The sequence below is a fragment of the Novosphingobium sp. CCH12-A3 genome, from assembly GCF_001556015.1.
GTDB classification, from domain to species: domain Bacteria; phylum Pseudomonadota; class Alphaproteobacteria; order Sphingomonadales; family Sphingomonadaceae; genus Novosphingobium; species Novosphingobium subterraneum.
On record NZ_LSIA01000160.1, the window covers coordinates 1 to 17483 of the forward strand.

The 17483-nt window shown below is 62.6% G+C and carries 15 protein-coding genes; 8 read left to right on the forward strand and 7 right to left on the reverse strand.

The window, feature by feature from the left end:
* Both AX703_RS12345 and AX703_RS12350 read right to left on the reverse strand, forming a co-directional pair.
* Positions 1-754: serine hydrolase (locus AX703_RS12345; protein ID WP_156452036.1), on the reverse strand; the 754-nt coding region annotated here is incomplete at its 3' end.
* A gap of 61 nt (positions 755-815) precedes the next feature.
* Positions 816-1565 (reverse strand): NYN domain-containing protein, encoded by a 750-nt coding sequence (locus AX703_RS12350; RefSeq protein ID WP_062344404.1) that lies wholly within the window; start codon positions 1563-1565, stop codon positions 816-818.
* 225 nt (positions 1566-1790) lie between these two features.
* Between AX703_RS12350 and moaC the strand changes: the two genes are divergently transcribed.
* From moaC to AX703_RS12370, 4 genes are all read left to right on the forward strand, one after another.
* Positions 1791-2264, forward strand: coding sequence for a cyclic pyranopterin monophosphate synthase MoaC (gene moaC, locus AX703_RS12355; protein ID WP_062344406.1), 474 nt, complete (start codon positions 1791-1793; stop codon positions 2262-2264).
* Positions 2261-3466, forward strand: a complete 1206-nt coding sequence (locus AX703_RS12360) for a molybdopterin molybdotransferase MoeA (RefSeq protein ID WP_062344408.1) — start codon at positions 2261-2263, stop codon at positions 3464-3466. Before moaC ends, AX703_RS12360 begins: the two co-directional genes overlap by 4 nt.
* Before the next feature lie 119 nt (positions 3467-3585).
* On the forward strand, positions 3586-4305 hold the full coding sequence (gene lexA, locus AX703_RS12365) for a transcriptional repressor LexA (protein WP_062344410.1): 720 nt from the start codon (positions 3586-3588) through the stop codon (positions 4303-4305).
* A 249-nt stretch (positions 4306-4554) separates the two neighbouring features.
* A complete protein-coding gene (locus tag AX703_RS12370; RefSeq protein ID WP_062344412.1) occupies positions 4555-5223 on the forward strand; it encodes an energy transducer TonB in 669 nt (222 codons plus the stop codon).
* 109 nt (positions 5224-5332) lie between these two features.
* Here the strand turns inward: AX703_RS12370 and AX703_RS12375 are convergent, their stop codons facing one another.
* Positions 5333-7633 carry a ComEC/Rec2 family competence protein gene (locus AX703_RS12375; RefSeq protein WP_082734559.1) on the reverse strand — a complete coding sequence of 767 codons (2301 nt, stop codon included), beginning with the start codon at positions 7631-7633 and terminating at the stop codon, positions 5333-5335.
* 29 nt (positions 7634-7662) lie between these two features.
* On the opposite strand from AX703_RS12375, the gene gltX reads away from it, so the two are divergent.
* From gltX to AX703_RS12390, 3 genes are all read left to right on the forward strand, one after another.
* Positions 7663-9126: a glutamate--tRNA ligase gene (gene gltX / locus AX703_RS12380; protein ID WP_062344417.1), complete on the forward strand. Its 1464-nt coding sequence runs from the start codon at positions 7663-7665 to the stop codon at positions 9124-9126.
* Between the two features lie 46 nt (positions 9127-9172).
* Positions 9173-10459, forward strand: coding sequence for a citrate synthase (locus tag AX703_RS12385; RefSeq protein ID WP_039331048.1), 1287 nt, complete (start codon positions 9173-9175; stop codon positions 10457-10459).
* A gap of 143 nt (positions 10460-10602) precedes the next feature.
* On the forward strand, positions 10603-10794 hold the full coding sequence (locus tag AX703_RS12390) for a hypothetical protein (protein ID WP_062344419.1): 192 nt from the start codon (positions 10603-10605) through the stop codon (positions 10792-10794).
* 3 nt (positions 10795-10797) lie between these two features.
* Here AX703_RS12390 and AX703_RS12395 read toward each other — a convergent pair whose 3' ends face one another.
* The 4 genes from AX703_RS12395 to AX703_RS12410 form a co-directional block, all read right to left on the reverse strand.
* A complete protein-coding gene (locus AX703_RS12395) occupies positions 10798-12177 on the reverse strand; it encodes a sensor histidine kinase KdpD (protein WP_062344421.1) in 1380 nt (459 codons plus the stop codon).
* 24 nt (positions 12178-12201) lie between these two features.
* Positions 12202-13176 (reverse strand): hypothetical protein, encoded by a 975-nt coding sequence (locus AX703_RS12400; protein ID WP_062344423.1) that lies wholly within the window; start codon positions 13174-13176, stop codon positions 12202-12204.
* A 9-nt stretch (positions 13177-13185) separates the two neighbouring features.
* A complete protein-coding gene (locus tag AX703_RS12405) occupies positions 13186-14472 on the reverse strand; it encodes a hypothetical protein (RefSeq protein ID WP_062344425.1) in 1287 nt (428 codons plus the stop codon).
* A 73-nt stretch (positions 14473-14545) separates the two neighbouring features.
* Positions 14546-14851, reverse strand: coding sequence for a hypothetical protein (locus AX703_RS12410; protein WP_039331057.1), 306 nt, complete (start codon positions 14849-14851; stop codon positions 14546-14548).
* A gap of 257 nt (positions 14852-15108) precedes the next feature.
* Here AX703_RS12410 and AX703_RS12415 point away from each other — a divergent pair, with 257 nt between their 5' ends.
* Positions 15109-17478 (forward strand): hypothetical protein, encoded by a 2370-nt coding sequence (locus AX703_RS12415; RefSeq protein ID WP_062344427.1) that lies wholly within the window; start codon positions 15109-15111, stop codon positions 17476-17478.
* Positions 17479-17483: the final 5 nt, after the last annotated feature.

The following is a 17483-nucleotide window of genomic DNA, read 5'->3' on the forward strand; positions in this document are numbered from 1 at the left end:
AACTATGATGGCCGCAATGCCTACGGAAGCAGCGTGCTACGAAATGCGCGCTTACGATCAGGTTGGTCTCGCCAGTGTTGTAATGCCACACCTCCCCGGGCGGATGGGCGCGCGGCAGCTTGCGCATATAGCTGACGGTGGCATCGAGGCCGTCCTCCGGCTGGGCCCGATTGAACTCGGCAACATCCGACTTCGGGTCTTCGTAATCCTCGTTCCAGCGTACGCCTGATGACATGGTCAGCAGCTGTCGCACGCTCACGTCATCGTAAGCGCTGCCCTTGAGGCCAGGAATATACTGGCTGACCTTGTCGTCCAGGCTCCTGATAGCGCCATCCTGCAAGGCTGCGCCGACAAGGGTCGAGGTGAATGACTTCGCCACCGAAAAGCTGGTCCAACGACCCTTGGCGTCGAAGTCCAGACCGTAGCGCTCCAATCGCACTTTGCCATCCTGCACGATCACCAACCCCGCCGTGCGCTGGCTTGCCATATATTCGTCCAGTCCCGGCACGGTCAGCGGCTTGCCTGCTGGAAGAGGCAAAGGTTCGGCCGCAGGCGCAATCCTGTTGGCCTTGGCCAGAAACGGCAACGTGTCCATCGCCCGGAAAGCCGCATCACGCTGCCCTTCCCGCCAAGACAGCACGTCGGCATTGGTCGGTAGCGCAAGAAGAATTCCCCGCGTTTCCTTGTCAAGCGAGGCAAACCCGGCACCTCCGGCCAGCACGACCGCTCCTAACAAAACCCACCGCTTCCGCATCCACCGCTCCCGTTATTGACACTTGGTGCAATAGCGAGCGCTGGCAGGGCGGCAAGTGACGTCAGGCCACCAACCGCACCTGCGATTGGGTGGAACCCGCAATCTTTTCAACGGCGAAGCGGCCGTCCTTCTTGAACACTTGCAGCCAGCTCCTTGATCCGAACGAGGCGGGTTGGAGCTTCGCCTTGCTCAGGACGGTAGCGAGCTCCGGCAATGCCACCCATTCCCGCTGGTTGGCCAACTCGTTCAAAGCTTCCCTGACTTTGGCCCAGTTGGCGGCTTCCGATTTGGACGGCTCTTGCGGGGGCTTGGCTTTGGTCGCAGCTGCCGTTGGTTTCTCGACTTTCTCAGAGGATGTTGCGGCAGCCTTCCTCGTGTTCAGAACGATATGGTATTTCGAGCAACTGTTTCGGAGTTTCAGGTCAGCGGCATCACCGCCGAAACCATGCACTTCGGCGCCCTCCCTGCGCAGAAATTCGACAAGTGGCTGAAAGTCACGGTCATTCGATGCAATGCAGACGCAATCAAACCCCTTGCGCAGGACGATTTCGACTGTCTCGACAGCCAAGGCGATGTCGGTGGTGTTCTTCTTGTTCTTTGAAGGTGTAACCTGTCTCACATCGAGCGGATGGTCTTTGGAATGGTCTATCCATTCGCCATTCGCCCCGTTTGCAAAGTTTCCATAGACACGGCGCAACTGCACGTCCCCCAACGACGTTGCGATCGCTTCAATCTTTGACATCGTGCTTGCGGGCACGTTCTCGCCATCAATCATGATGGCAACACGCTTCTTGTTCTGCACAGTATTCATCAATGTACTTATTGCGGCAGAAGGCTAACGAAATCCCAATATGTAGTCACTTCGGATTGGAAACGCTTTCCTACAGGGCAGGTTTTTGCCATGGTGCCGACTGTCAGCGAAGCACCTTGAAAGCCCCGGAAATCCGCGCCAAAACTGCGTTCCAACTCCCGTTCCGCAGTTCTCTCTGGACAGTGTAAACCCCGTAAACCCCCATTCAGCATTCCAGGGACAACGATGAACGACCTCACCCATCTCGATTCGACCGGCACCGCTCGCATGGTCGACGTCGGCGGCAAGACCGAGACGCACCGCGTCGCGATTGCACGTGGTATGATTCGCATGTCTGACGCCACGCTCGAGGCGATCAGGTCCGGCAATGCTCCGAAAGGCGATGTGCTTGGCCCAGCGCGGATTGCCGGGATCATGGCGGCGAAAAGGACAGGCGACCTCATCCCGCTCTGCCATCCGCTGGTGCTCGATGCGGTCAACGTCGATTTCGCCTTCGTCGCCGACGGCATCGAATGCACTGCCACCGCTTCGTTGACCGGTCGCACGGGCGTAGAGATGGAAGCGTTGACGGCGGTGAGCCTCGCCCTGCTGACGATCTACGACATGGCCAAGGCTCTCGACAAAGGCATGGTGATCGAAAGTGTCCGTCTGATCGAGAAGCGGGGCGGCAAGTCCGGAACCTGGCGCGCTCCGGAATGAAAGCGCCGCCCCTACCCCTTGCCGATGCGCAGAGCCGGTTGCTCGCGCTCGCGCCTTCGCTGCCCGTCGAGCATCGCTCGGTTGCCGAATGCCTTGGCCATTACCTCGCCGAGGACCTCCTTGCCCGGCGCACGCAGCCAGCTGCAGCCCTTTCGGCGATGGACGGCTATGCCATGCGCAGTGCCGATCTTCCGGGCCCGTGGCGCGTGATCGGTGAAAGCGCGGCCGGTCACCCCTTCGGCGGCGAGGTCGGCCCCGATGAAGCCACCCGCATCAGCACTGGCGCCATCCTGCCCAAAGGCGCGGACATGGTGCTGCTTCAGGAGGACAGCGCGCGCAACGGCAACGAGCTGAGCTTGACCGGCGAGCCACCGCAGCCCGCTTCGCGCCACGTTCGACCCGCAGGCATGGATTTCAGCTCTCGCGAAACGCTGATCTCTGCGGGTAGCCGCATTAGCCCTGCGCAAATCGCGCTCGCCATCGCCGGTGGCCACAGCCATCTCCCCGTGCGCCGGCGTGTCAGCCTGGCCGTCATCGACAGCGGCGACGAACTGGTTCCTCCCGGCCACCTGCCCGACCTGCACCAGCTTCCCGCCAGCAACGGGCCGATGCTCTGTGCGATGGCCGCCTCCCTGCCGGTCGATATCCGCCATGCCGGTCCTGTGGCGGACGAACTCGCAGAATTGGTCCGCGCGCTGGACGCGGCAAACAGCTCGGACATCATAGTCACAAGCGGCGGGGCGTCAGTCGGGGATCACGATCTCGTTCGCCCGGCGCTCGAGGCCGTTGGCGCCTCGATCGACTTCTGGCGCATCGGCATCAAGCCGGGCAAGCCGCTGCTGGTGGCAACGCGTGGATCCCAGATCATTCTCGGCCTGCCCGGCAATCCCGCCTCGGCCTTCGTCACGGCCTACCTGTTCATGCTCCCCCTGTTGAGAGCGATGCTCGGCGCGAGTGCGCCTTTGCCAAAAGCCATCCCAGCCCGGCTTGCAGAGCCACTGGCGCAGGGCGGGAGCCGAATGGAGTTCCTGCGCGCGATATGGGACGGAGCGTCGGTAAGGCTCGACCCGCTCCAGGATTCCGGAGCGCTCTCTCCACTTTCAAGGGCCAACGCGTTGGCCGTGCGGGAAGCAGGGGCCGAGGCCAAACCGGCCGGAACGGATGTTCCTATCTACCTCCTCGAAAATGGCGGAATTGCTTGACGAGTCGCAACAGGTTGCTTATCCGTTCCGCATTCGTTCGCCGGGATGGAACATTTACTCCCGGTCCATGAAAGACCAGCGGCTTTGCCTCGAAGCCGCGCATTGCGGAGTGGCCGCCGATGTTGACGCGCAAGCAGCACGAACTGCTCACCTTCATTCAGGTCCGGCTTGAAGAGTCGGGCATCTCCCCCTCGTTCGAGGAGATGAAGGAAGCGCTCGATCTGAAGTCCAAGTCGGGCGTCCACCGGCTGATCTCGGCGCTTGAAGAGCGTGGCTTCATCCGCCGCCTCCCCAACCGCGCACGGGCACTCGAAGTCCTCCGCCAGCCAGACAGCGCGGTGGGCAAGCAGAGCGCCGTTCGGCAGATTGCCAATGCAGATGGTGGAGCAACGGGCGGAAGCGTCACGGCGCTTCGTCCTGCACCAAAAGCGCCTCCCGTGCCTGTGGCGGCAAACGACGTGATCGAGCTGCCGCTGCACGGCAAGATTGCAGCCGGTGTGCCAATCGAAGCGCTTGAGACGACGGCGACCCTGCCGGTTCCTGCCGCGCTACTGGGCGCAGGAGAGCATTACGCACTCGAAGTGTCCGGTGACTCGATGGTTGAAGCCGGGATCTTCGATGGCGATTACGCGCTTGTCCGCAAGACAGATATGGCGCGCGATGGCGAGATCGTGGTTGCACTTGTGCGTGGGGAAGAGGCCACGCTCAAGTATCTCCATCACGAAAAGGGCATGGTTCGGCTGGATCCTGCCAATGCTGCCTATGATCCGCAGTTCTATCGCCCCGACGAGGTGACCGTGCAGGGCAAGCTTGCAGGCTTGCTCCGGCGTTACCACTGACGTTTGTTGCAACATAGCGCCCGGCCTTGGGCGTGCCTGATGGCAAAGGCCGCTGCGCAGGAAATGCGCGGCGGCTTTTTTTGCATCAGCATGTTATGGCAAATATCAATCGATTTGGTTGAGATTCTTCTGGATGTGATCCAGTGTGAAGTATAGTATCCACTGTTACCGAATGCCCCGCCATGGGGCGCCCCATTCCGGGACGGCCCGCCAGAACTTGGGGCGTCGGCAACGGAAGAGGTGTTGCCAATGGCTTATGCAATCGAGAATACGAGACGCAGGCAGACACAGACCTTCATCGCGGTCGGGCTGCTTCATGGAGTGGCGATCTGGGCGATCGCTTCAGGGTTCGCCAACAGCATGGTCACGATCCTGACGGACCGACTTCCTGCCAAGCAGTGGGAGGACGAGGAGGTGAAGGTAACGCCTGTCGTGCCGCCGCCGGACGTGAAACCTTCCCCACAGCCTGACAGCCGCTCGCTGGTGGCCCCCCGCCCCGACATCGCGATTACGCCGGTGGATCCTTCAAGCACAGTCCGGGATATCGACGTCACCCCGATCACACCAGTCGACCCTATCCCGAACGTCCTGCCCGACCCCCGCGCCTCTCCCTCGCCGAGCTTTGCCGTTCGCACAGCATCGCCGAAGGGATCGCCGGGCTCATGGGTCTCGGACCGCGACTATCCCTCGGCCGCAATCAGAGAAGAAAGAGAAGGGCTAACCCGCTTTCGCCTCTCGATAGGCGTGGATGGCCGCGTCACGGGATGCGAGATTACCGGATCGAGCGGGTCTCCTGACCTTGATGCAGCGACATGCACGAAAGTCAGCGCGCGGGCGCGGTTCACTCCTGCACTTGGCAGCGACGGTATGCCGACTGCGGGGAGCTATGTCGGTTCGGTGCGCTGGGTCCTTCCCTGATGAATTGGTCCGGGCGAACGTCAGGTTCGCCCGGCAAGCCTGGCGGAAGAGAGCGCTGCTTCGAGATCATCGCCCGCCGGACAAGGGAATGGACCGCCCTGGGTCGCATTCATCGCTTGGTGGCCACTGGCGCCGTTACCGGCACGGTTGCATCAGGCGCATCCGTCGCTCCAACTCCGACGTCGTTGAGTTGCGTCAGGCTGGGCGTCGGGCGGGGTTCCGGCCAGCGATACCAACCATGCTGGCCCTGCGTTTCCGCTACGGTGCGAATCCGGCCAGAGGCAAGATCGATGGATATGCCTCCCGTATTGGCGAGATAGGGTCGGTCTGCCTTCAGCATGCGCGGGCGGCACGATGCCGGAAGGCGTCGATCGGCGATGACGATGTCGGCCCGCTCGCAGGCCGCCACAAGCGCCATGTCGTCAATGTAGTTTCGGCTGCGGGCCATCAGGAGCGTAAAACGCCGTTCGCATCTGAGCACGATTGCAACGCAGAAGTCTTCATTGCAGCGAGCACCCGGCCATTCATCGAGGCGACGAAGGCTGCCTTCCATTCCGGCAAGTTCGAGCAAGTTGTCCCGCATGTAATCGCCCCTTCCCATGCGCAGGACGATCAGGTCCGATCCTTCGCCGGCTATGCCGGCATGATGGCCATCACCGGTGACGAGCACATCAGGCCGCGGCGTCAGGACCATGGCGGTGATGGCAAGACCGGCGGGTATGGTGCCAAGAAGGCGCACCTTGCCCACCCAGAGTGCCAGCCACAACATGCCGACGAGGAACAGCACGTAGCTCCATGTTTCGAAGGGCGGCATTGCAGTTACTGAGCCGGGTTGTGATGCCACGAGGTGTGCCAGCGCCAGCAGCAGATCGAGGGACTTGCCAACCAGCCACCAAACCGGTGCGCCAAGGCCTGCGAGATCAAACACCAGGGCCAAGCCGATCAGCGGCATGGTCACGAAAGTGGTCAGCGGAATGGCAATGACGTTTGCCAGCGAGCCATAAACGCCAGCGCGATGAAAATGGAACAGGCCGATTGGCATCAGTGCGAGTTCAATGACCATGCCGGTGGCCAGCAACATTACGAAGCTTCGCCCAGCCCGGACCAGGAGCCCATGGTGTTCACCGGTGAGGAACGAGCGGACCGGGCCCGCCGAGTGAAAGGCGATGATCGCAATCACGGCGGCGAAGCTCATCTGGAAGCTGGGGCCAAGGACGGCATCGGGCCAGAACAGCATGACGACAAAGCCGCCAACCGCGACCATTCGCATCGATAGTGGATCGCGTCCCAAGGCCAGCGCACCAAGGACAAGCAATGCCCCGATGCACGACCGGATGGTGGGCACTTCCGCTCCGGTCAGCAAGGTATAGCCAAATCCTGCCAGGGCGCCTGCCAGCGCAGCTGCAAGAGGCACGCGGATCCTGAGCGCAACCCAGGGAAAGAGCGCGAGCAAGCGCGCAACCAGCCAATAGACGGCCCCCACCAGCGCGCTGACATGCAAGCCGCTGATCGACAGGAGGTGGGTCAGTCCCGCATCGCGCATGGCGTCTTCATCGCTGGCAGCAATCGCCCCGCGATCCCCGCTGGCAAATGCGGCCGCAATTGTCCCCGCCGATCCGGTCAACCGTGAGCGGACATGCTCGGCCAGCGACTTCTGCAAGCTGCGAAGCGTGGTATCACGATCTGATCTTCCGACCACTCGCACATCGCCCAGCACCGTTCCCGTCGCTGCAAGGCCATCGAACCAGGCCCTGCGAGCAAAATCGTACGCGCCCGGAAGCACGGGAGCGGCCGGTGGCATGAGCCGGGCGCGCAGGGCGACCCGGGCACCTTCAGCCACGTCGCCCGGATCCTTGTCGTAAGGCAGGTTGACCCGCACGCGGACAGGACCGGCCATGCCATCCAGCATCACCCGCAATACGAGGCGCGCGCGCGCCTTTGCCGGCTCCTCCCGTCGTTCAAGAACTTCACCAGCAAGACCCGAAACCTGCGGCCTAGCTATGCCTGGTTGCCCCACCAGCGCGGAGCGCGTCCAGATGGTGACCTCGCCGGCAGCCACCATGATCGCCAGTCCTGCCACGGCGAGGCGCAGGTGAGGCCGCTTCTCGGCATTGATCGCCAGCAGGCCAAGGATGGCGATGGCCCCAAGCGCAAACAGTGCGGCAATCCAGTCGGCGCGGGAGGGAAGCGCCACCCACAGGACAATGCCTGCGGCAAAGGCCACCACCAGCCAGAGCCCCCGTTCGAACGGGTGTGCATCCAGGAAGCGTTCTGCAGCGTCGATCCGACCATCAAGCATGCTGGACAATCGCGCGCGGATGTCCCAATGCCGCGCGCGTTCGCCCGGTTCAGGGACCGGTTCGGCGGCGGGGTAGTCTGCCGCTGGCCGATCTGCAGCCGGAGACGCCATGACATTCAAAGCAAAGGAAAGCGCGGCCGATGGCAAGCGCCACTGACACCGTTTCTGCAGGATCGCCCGGCAATGCCCCGGTCGTCACCCGTTTCGCCCCTTCGCCCACTGGCTTCCTGCACATTGGCGGCGCGCGTACGGCGCTGTTCAACTGGCTCTATGCTCGCCACAACAGCGGCAAGTATCTGCTGCGCATCGAGGATACCGATCGTGCTCGCTCGACCGATGCAGCCATCGAAGCGATCTTCGACGGGCTGAACTGGCTGGGTCTGAGCGGAGACGAGGAGCCTGTGTTCCAGTTCGCCCGCTCGGAACGGCACGCTCATGTCGCGCACCAGATGCTGGAGGCCGGACACGCCTATCGCTGCTACCTGACGCAGGAAGAGCTCGCCGCTCGTCGCGAGAAAGCCCAGGCCGAGCGCAGACCCTTCCGCATCGATAGCGAGTGGCGCGATGCGACGCCAGATCAGTGGCCGACCGACCAGTCCTACGTGGTGCGCATGAAGGCGCCGCGCGACGGCGAAACGACGATTCCCGATCGCGTTCAGGGTTCCATCACGGTCCAGAACAGCGAGCTTGACGACTTCATCGTGCTGCGCTCGGACGGCACGCCGACATACATGCTCGCTGTCGTGGTCGACGATCATGACATGGGCGTCACCCATGTGATCCGCGGCGACGATCACATCAACAATGCGTTCCGTCAGCTGGTGATCGTCCGTGCGATGAACGAGATCGAAGGTGGTTGGCCCGATCCGATCTACGCGCACATCCCGCTGATCCACGGTGCTGATGGCGCCAAGCTTTCAAAGCGTCACGGTGCGCTGGGCGTCGACGCCTATCGCGACGAGATGGGGCTGCTGCCCGAAGCGGTGTTCAACTACCTGCTGCGCCTCGGCTGGGGCCATGGTGACGAGGAAATCATCAGCCGCGATCAGGCGGTTGAATGGTTCGATATCGCCAACGTCAACAAGGGCGCATCGCGCTTTGATCTCAAGAAGCTGCTGAACCTCAATGGCCACTACATTCGCGAGGCTGATGATGCCCGGCTTGCCGGGCTGGTCGCCCCGCGTCTGGCTGTGCTGGAGCCTGGCTTCGACGCCAAAGCGGGCATGGATCTGCTGACCAGAGCGATGCCGGTGCTGAAGGTGCGCGCTGCCGATCTCAACGAACTGGCGACCTCGTCGGTGTTCCTGTTCGCGCAGCGCCCCCTGCCCATGGCGGAAAAGGCGGCCGCACTGCTGACCGACGATTCGCGCGCGATACTGGCCAAAGTGGTGGCTGCGCTCGAGGCGGAAAACGGCTGGACAATCGAAGGGCTGGAGGCCACTTTGAAACAAATGGCCGAGGAGCTTGGGATAGGCTTGGGCAAAATTGCCCAACCGTTGCGCGCGAGCCTGACGGGACAGACTACCTCGCCGGGAATATTCGACGTATTGGCACTGCTCGGCAAGGACGAGTCGCTGGCGCGCATCCGCGATCAGTTGGCTTGAACCCGGGCATAAACTGTAAAGACAGAAGAAACAGGAGGGCTTAGGCGTGAGCGAAAACCAGGCTTCTTTGACCGCTGGCGGCAACAGCGTGGACATGCCGATCAAGAGCGGCACCATCGGGCCGGACGTCATCGACATCCGCAAGCTCTATGGCCAGACGGGCATGTTCACCTATGACCCGGGCTTCACTTCGACGGCAAGCTGCGACAGCGCACTGACCTACATCGACGGTGATGAGGGCGTGCTTCTGCACCGCGGTTACCCGATCGGCCAGTTGGCCGAGCATTCGTCGTTCATGGAAGTGAGCTACCTGCTGCTTAACGGCGAACTGCCGAGCCAGCAGGAACTTGCGGACTTCAGCCGCACGATCACCCGCCACACGATGCTGCACGAGCAGCTTGCCACATTCTATCGCGGCTTCCGTCGCGACGCGCACCCGATGGCGATCATGTGCGGCGTCGTCGGCGCGCTCTCGGCGTTCTACCACGACAGCACCGACATTGCTGACCCGACGCATCGCAAGATCAGCTCGCACCGCCTGATCGCCAAGATGCCGACGATCGCGGCGATGGCCTACAAGTATTCGGTCGGCCAGCCCTTTGTCTATCCGGACAACAAGCTGTCCTATACCGGCAACTTCCTGAAGATGACCTTCGGCGTTCCGGCCGAAGAGTACGAAGTGATCCCCGCTGTCGAGAAGGCAATGGATCGCATCTTCATCCTTCATGCCGATCACGAGCAGAACGCTTCGACCTCGACCGTCCGTCTGGCCGGTTCCTCGGGCGCCAATCCGTTTGCCTGCATCGCGGCAGGCATCGCCTGTCTGTGGGGCCCGGCGCACGGCGGCGCGAACGAAGCCGCGCTCAACATGCTCAAGGAGATCGGCACCCCCGATCGCATCCAGCACTACATCGACCGCGCCAAGGACAAGAACGATCCGTTCCGCCTGATGGGCTTCGGTCACCGCGTCTACAAGAACTACGATCCGCGTGCGACCGTTATGCAGCAGACCGTGCGCGAAGTGTTCGACGCGCTGAAGGTCAACGATCCGCTGTTCGAGACCGCCCTGCGCCTCGAGGAAATCGCGCTCAGCGATCCGTACTTCGCGGAGAAGAAGCTGTTCCCGAACGTGGACTTCTACTCGGGCATCATCCTTTCGGCGATTGGCTTCCCGACGACGATGTTCACCGTGCTCTTCGCCCTCGCCCGTACCGTGGGCTGGGTCGCACAGTGGAACGAAATGATCAGCGATCCTGGCCAGAAGATCGGGCGTCCGCGCCAGCTCTACACCGGCCCGACGCAGCGCGACTACGTGCCGCTGAGCGAACGCTGAGGCGTGAGAGGCGCGGCCGCACTTTTCGTGCCGGTTTCTCGAGAGAAACCGGATGGCCGCGCCGGCTCTACACTGGCCCGACGCAGCGCGACTGCGTGCCGCTGAGCGAACGCTGATCGATTGAGAAACAGGAAAGGGCGACGATGGCGACAGTACTCAGGATTTTCGGCATCGTCGCCCTTCTCATGGGCGGCTTGTGGATGGGGCAAGGGCTGGGCCTGATCATGTGGCCGGCATCGAGCTTCATGCTCGCCCAGACGCAATGGGCTTATATCGGCGCAGGCTTGATGCTGATCGGCGCGCTTGCAATCTGGCGCGCATCGCGGCGTCGCTGAGCGTCAACCCGCTGCGGTTGCCTGCGCGGCAGTGTCAGCCGGCAACAACAGCACGAATTTCGCGCCGCCATCTGGCGCCTGCTGAACAGTGAGATCGCCACCCATCGCGCGTGCCAGTCTGCGCGAGATATAGAGGCCCAGTCCGCTGCCGCCATCGCCACTGCGACCAAGGCGCTCAAATTTCTCGAAAACCTTTTCGGCGTGCTCCTGAGCAATGCCCTGCCCTTGGTCCTGTACGGTGATCCAGGCGAACTCCCCATCGATGCCGCAATCGACCTCGACCCGGGTATGTTCAGGCGAGTACCTCACGGCGTTGCCGATGAGATTGAGGAGAATTTGCAGCACGCGGCGGAATTCCGCGATGGCTGGCGCTGCCACATCGAGCGCGGGGAGCACGAACGCAATGCCCCGTTCCTGCGCCCGCACGCCGAGGATGCCTGCTGCGCGCCGTGCACAATCTACAAGATCGATGTGATCGGGTGCAGGCGCAAAGCCTTCATCTTCCACCGTCTCAAGATCGGCAAGGTCTTCGACCAGAGACAGCAGGTGCCGCCCCGCCTCTGCAATATCGCCGGCGTACCCTACGTACTGTTCTGCCAATGGACCGGCGAGGCGTGTCCGAATGGTTTCGGCATTGGCCACGATCCGGTTGATTGGCAAACGCAGTGCCGGCGCCAGCTTGCGCCCCAGCAATCCCTTCCAGTCTGGCTGTGGGAGGGGTTCGGGCGCAGCAGCGACAGCCTTGGCCGGGACACTGATCAACACAGTCTCTGCTACGAGGAGCAGTTCGAAACCCCCGGCGCGCAAGGGAAGAATGCGCGTCTTCCACACACGGGACGAGCCGGGGACGGCCACCCGGGCTTCGTCAAGCAATCGCCAGTGCAGCGGTTGGCGGTGTGCATTGCCTTCAAGCGTTACGAAATCGGTCCAGTATTTGCCAAAGCCTTGCTGCAGGCCCGATGCGAGGTCGGCAAGATCGCCCGCCGTTACAGAACCCGATACGATGCGCTGCTCAGCGTCCAGAACAATGTGCGCCTCGGCCAATTGGCGGACCAGTGCTTCATCGGCGGATGCGGCTTCATCGCCCTGCCAGGCGTCCGAGGCGACCTTCCAGTCGCTGATCTCGATTCTTGTGCCCGCCCCATCGGGGATGGCGCGCGCCGAAAACGAAAGCGGTTGCCCTTCGTCCGTCACAGTCATGGCGGCACCCAGGGTCGCTCCCGCCATTCGCGCACGACGAACCAGCGACAGGAGACCGGGCAGCGCAATCACTCCGGGGTAACCCCCGCCCAGCCGAACCTGCAGCGCCGCAAGGATCTCGTCGGACTCGACCAGACGGTCCGCACTGTCGCAGCGGGCGCTGATTAGACCTGCGGTGGTCACGGGGACACCTTCATCTGCTGATCGCTATCCGAACGCTTCGCGACGCATCAGGGAAGACGCCAGCATCGCCGCAGCTGCATCAGGTACGATCTGATCGATGCCATCGGGCAAGCTGGTCTGCGGATGAAGCGCGGCGAAAGTGGTCACCAGATTCGTGCGGTCAGCTCCTGCAGCCGACAGTGCAAGAGCCATTCGCGCCATCTGACTTTCGGTCGTGCACATGATCGCCATCTCGCGCGACATGCCCGCTCCCGATGCAAGGGTCGATAGAAAGAGCGCAATGCCCGCAGTATCAATTTTCAGACCGCGGCCTGAATCTCCGGCCAATTGGCCAATGACGTGATCGAGAAGTTCAAGACGCGATGCCGCAGTCATCCGTTGCTGGCGCAGCGTGCTTTCTGCCGCCCCGGCAGCAGCCAGTCCGGATGGGTCCTCGGCAACATAGGCCTGCATCGTCATCAATGCGATATGATGAAGGTCGCCCGGAAGTTCCGAAAGCGGAATCTGCATGCGTCGCATCAATTGCCCGAATCGCGCCTGCGCCGCGAGCAGGTTCATTCCGCGCGCGGCAAGATCGGGATCGCGCGAAGCGATGATGTCTTGAAGCAGGGGGGTAAGCACAGGATCCAGTCCGAGCCTGCCCTGCATCTTCTCGGTGAGTTGCCACTCCACGGCCAGCATGTGCAGATGATTCAACAGGGCCTGGTTGCCGGCGAGCATATCCGCCAGGCCATCGCTCGCCTCCCGCGCCCAAGCGGCAGAATTGTCGTGACCCGCAGCCTCGCCGACCGCTTGCACAAGCTGCCGGGCAAGATCGGACAGCATGCCCCGGACCCGGGCAATGATCTCGTCGCTGAAGATCGAGTTATCGTCGTTCCGGAGAAGATGCTGAAGGATCGGCCCCATGTGAATCATGACCTGATCGGCATGAGCGAGGTCATCGCGCAGAAGCGCCTCTATCGCGCCGGGATCGGGGGTGAAAGGTACGGTCAGTGCCATAAGTCGCTCTTACGGCCGACTGGTTAACTGCGAGTTAGGCGATCTCTCGGTTGCTGGCGATCTTCCGAGCTGAAGCAACAGTAGGCAGGTGCCGAGCAGCGCCAGAACGGCAAGTCCGATCGTCGCATCGAATGGCAGCGCCACGCTGACGATGGCGAGCAACAAGCCAAACACCAATCGATCTTCCAGCCAGGCGGAACGGGGGAAACGCGGCAAGGCAAGGCGCACAAGGCGCGCTCCGCCGACAAGCAGGATCGGGGTGAACCAGTTGAGTCCAAATGGAATCGCGCTGGTGTAGGGCAACTCGCTGCGCCACGCGGCCAACGTCACCAGTCCAGCGTCGACAATGAGATGGAACAGGGCCACGGCCTTGCGTTCAAGACCCGACGCCAGGAGCGAATCACGCTCCACCTGCCCCATGAGGCTGGCCACGCGCTCCACCAGCCAGGATAACCCGACAAGCAGGAACCCGGTGGCGGCGTTGCCGAGCCAGCCAAGGCCCAGACCGAGCAGCCCCAGTATCCCGGCAGCAAGTCCGGTCAACGCAGGCCGGGTTCCTGCATGAAGCATGGCTGGACCGAACCTGCGGACGAAGGCCATGGCCAGCAGCACCCCCGGAGACCCCTCCGCCGCGTCACCGGTAGCCGTATGCAGCCGCAGCCACTGGCGTTCTGCGGCATGGGCTTCTGGCTCGCTGCGGACCATGGTCCAGCGGCCATCTCCCAGCATGGCGGCAGATACACCGCGCAAAGGCAAGCGGGCCTGAACGGCGAGGCGCAGCAGCGCCGATTGCGCGTTCCATTCGGGCGGCAGGTCCGCGAGGCCTGCAGCGATCCGTCCCGGAAAGCGCATTGCTCCGGCAAATGCGTGGTTGATGTCGATGCGCTCGAACCCGAGCGGCAAGGCGCTTTCCGCTGGAAGAGTGAGGACACCCGGCCCTGCCTCGATCAGATCCCGAAACACATCGGGCATGGCGATCAATCCATCACCCACGACGATCACGTCGTCTTCGGGCGCGAGCAATGGCACGAGTGCGCGTGCGGTCGCTACGACATGAAACTGCGCTCCGCCTGCCTCGACAACATGCTGAAGCGCAACCAGCTCGCCACTGATCCCCTCGGCCATGACCACAAGGCGTTTGGCGCCCAGCGAGAGGGCCAGTCCGATCTGGTGGCGTAATAGCGAGCGTCCGCCTATTGGCAGATACCCGCGCAGCCCCGAAGGCGTCGTCGCCGACGCACCCGCAGCCTGCGCCGGATGGGAAGTTTCAATCAGGGAAAGAACCGCGACCCGCAACAATTGCCTCCTGTCGCACCATCGTAGGGACTGGCGACGGTCGTGCCAAGGCGGACCGCAGTCGTGTCGGGGATTAAGGTTCTATCGCCAAGTCGGCCAGCATCTGGCGAAGGCGACGAAGAATCGCCGGATCGCCGGGGGCGCCGTCCAGCGCCTCCTCCGCAAGGTCGATCAGGCCTTCGGCGTGGAAGCTTGCCGCAAGGCCTTTCAAACGCAAGGCAGCAACGTGCCAGTTGCCATCGCAGCGGGCCCGACCAAGCAGATCTACCTGCCGCTCGGCACTTTCGATGAATGCCGCGCGCAATTCGCGCACGAGTTCGGGATCGTGCCCGGCAGCAGCGGCGAGGTTTGCGTCAAGGGAGGCGCCTTCGTAGGCCATGTGAAAGCGCTACGGGCCGAAGCGTTAAGGCGGGGTTTATGGATGGGTCGAAATCGTGATATGACAGCGTCATGAACGGGGGAAGACGGATCATTCCGATCGATGGTGTCAATGAGGACGCCGGTGAGGCAACCATGGCCGGGCCAACTGCGCCCGACGATCCCGGTCTGGCATATGTGCCTCCAGCTTTTCTTGAAAAAGCGTCTGCAAGTGATTGGGATAATTCTGAATTATCTCCGCCTGATAAGGCTTGGCCGGTGCTCCTGCTGGCCGGTGGGGTGATCGCGGGTTGGACGGCGTTCTTCGTGTGGGCAGTGATCCTTGCGCAGCCAACGCCCGCGTCCGCACAGCAATGGGCATGGTGGTCAACGCAGTGGAGCGTGCCTGTCCTGCTTGTGCTCGTCCTACTCCTGGTGGTCATGCGTACAAGCCGGCGGGAAGCGGCCCGCTTCGCCGATGCGGCGCGTCTGCTTTCGAACGAATCAGCCGACCTTGAAAGACGCCTCGTCTCGATTAACACCGAACTCGCGCTGGCCCGCGACTTCATGGCCGCGCAAGGCCGCGACCTCGATTCGCTGGGACGGATTGCGGTCGATCGCCTTTCAGGCAGCGCCTCACAGCTTGATGGGCTGATCAGCAGGAACGGTGCGCAGATCGACAGGATCGCCGAAGTTTCAGCAGCCGCTCTCGACAACATGGAGAAGCTGCGTGGACAGCTGCCGGTCATTGCCAATGCCGCCAAGGACGTAACCAACAACATCGGCAATGCCGGACGCACCGCGCATCTGCAGCTTGAAGAACTGGTCTCGGGATTTCAGCGCCTCAACGAGTTCGGCCTTGCGAGCGAACGGCAGGTCATGTCGTTTCGCGACCGGGTCGACAGTGCTCTTGAAGGCTTTGCCAAGGCGTCCGAAGACCTCGGCCTTCTTGCCGAGAATCGCTTCGACGCGCTGACGCAGCGCAGCGCCGATCAGGCAGCCTTGGCAGCCGATGCGGAGCAGGCTGCCCTTGCGGCTTGGCGGGAGCGCAGCGATGCGCATGCGGCATCCCTCAAGGAAACTCTCGCCCAACTCGGCGAGGCGCACGAGGGACTCATCGCGGACTCGGCCGGACGTCTGGCACGCTTTGAGGAGGCGGCGCGTTCGCTCACCGCAATGCTCGAAATCCAGGGCCGCGACCTTGACGAACAGCTGGCGCGCAGGCGGGCATCTGCCGAAGCTGGCGCTGCGGAACAGCGCGTGGATCTCGAAAAGCGTCTGGCGGAAATTGACGAAGCCGTTGCCGAGCGCCGCTCTGCGATGGAGCGAGCCGCCGCTTCTGCTGCCGAAGCTTTGGCGTCCAAGCTGGCCGAGCTTGACCAAGCGATCGAGGCACAGCGCAGGACCCAACTTGTCGAGGCGGAGAATCTCGCCTCCAGATGCGAGGAAATCGGAAGCAAGGTCAGTGCTTTCTCCGAAGTACTTCGCAACTCTGGTGAACAAGGCGCGCAGACAGCGTCCCAGGTCGACCAGGCAATGGCTGACCTTAATGCGCGGTTGGGTGAAATGCGCCACGCGCTTTCGGGCACGGACCTGCAGATCGGCGAATTGACCGACTCCGCCGTACGGCTTCTCGAACTGATCCAGGCCGGTGGCGACCACACGCGCACCCAGATTCCGGAAGCCCTGCGCAGCACCGAGGCCGGGCTCAAGGGGCTGGAGGACCGCGTGTTCACTTTGCGAGATACCTTGCGCGAAGCAGGCGACGGTGGGCGCAGCCTGGCCGAAACCGTTGGGTCTGCTCGCAATGAAGTTTCCAGCACGATCAAGGAATTGCAGAGGGCGCAGAAGACACTGTCCGAGCAAGCGGCCGAGCGCGAGAAGCAACTCGATGCGTTGCGAGAGGTGCTGGCGGGGGTGCGCGCGGAAAGCGATGCGCTTTCGCGGGACATCGAGAGCCGGCTTTCGGGAGCAATTGGCAGCTTGAACGAGGCTGCGGCCAAGGCTGGCGAAGACCTGCGTGCCGGCACTGCGGGTGAAATCGAAGGCTTGGCCGAAAGGCTTGGCGAACAGAGCAGCGCTGCCATTGCGCGCGTGCTTCAGGGGCGCGCGGCCGAACTTGTCGGTCGCCTGGAGGAAGCCATCGATGCTGCCGCGGCAGCAAGTCGCGACACCGCAATCCAGATGCGTGACCAGTTGGCCAAGGTTGATGAACTGGCCGGCAATCTGGAGGCGCGGGTCGATCGGGTTCGCGAAAAGGCAGAGGAAAAGGTCGATAACGACTTTGCCCGTCGTGCCGCCTTGATCACGGAATCGCTGAATTCGTCAGCCATCGACATCGCCAAGGCGCTTTCGACGGATGTCTCGGAAACCGCTTGGGCATCGTACCTGCGCGGGGACCGCGGCATCTTTACGCGCCGCGCCGTTTCGCTGCTGGAGAGTGCCGAAGCAAAGGCGGTTCAGGCGCATTATGAAGCCGAAAGCGAATTCCGCGAACACGTGAACCGCTACATCCACGACTTCGAATCCATGTTGCGCCAGTTGCTTTCCACGCGTGACGGTAACGCTCTGGGCGTTACGTTGCTCTCGTCCGACATGGGCAAGCTCTATGTCGCACTGGCGCAGGGGATTGAGCGCCTGCGTACCTGAGCTTG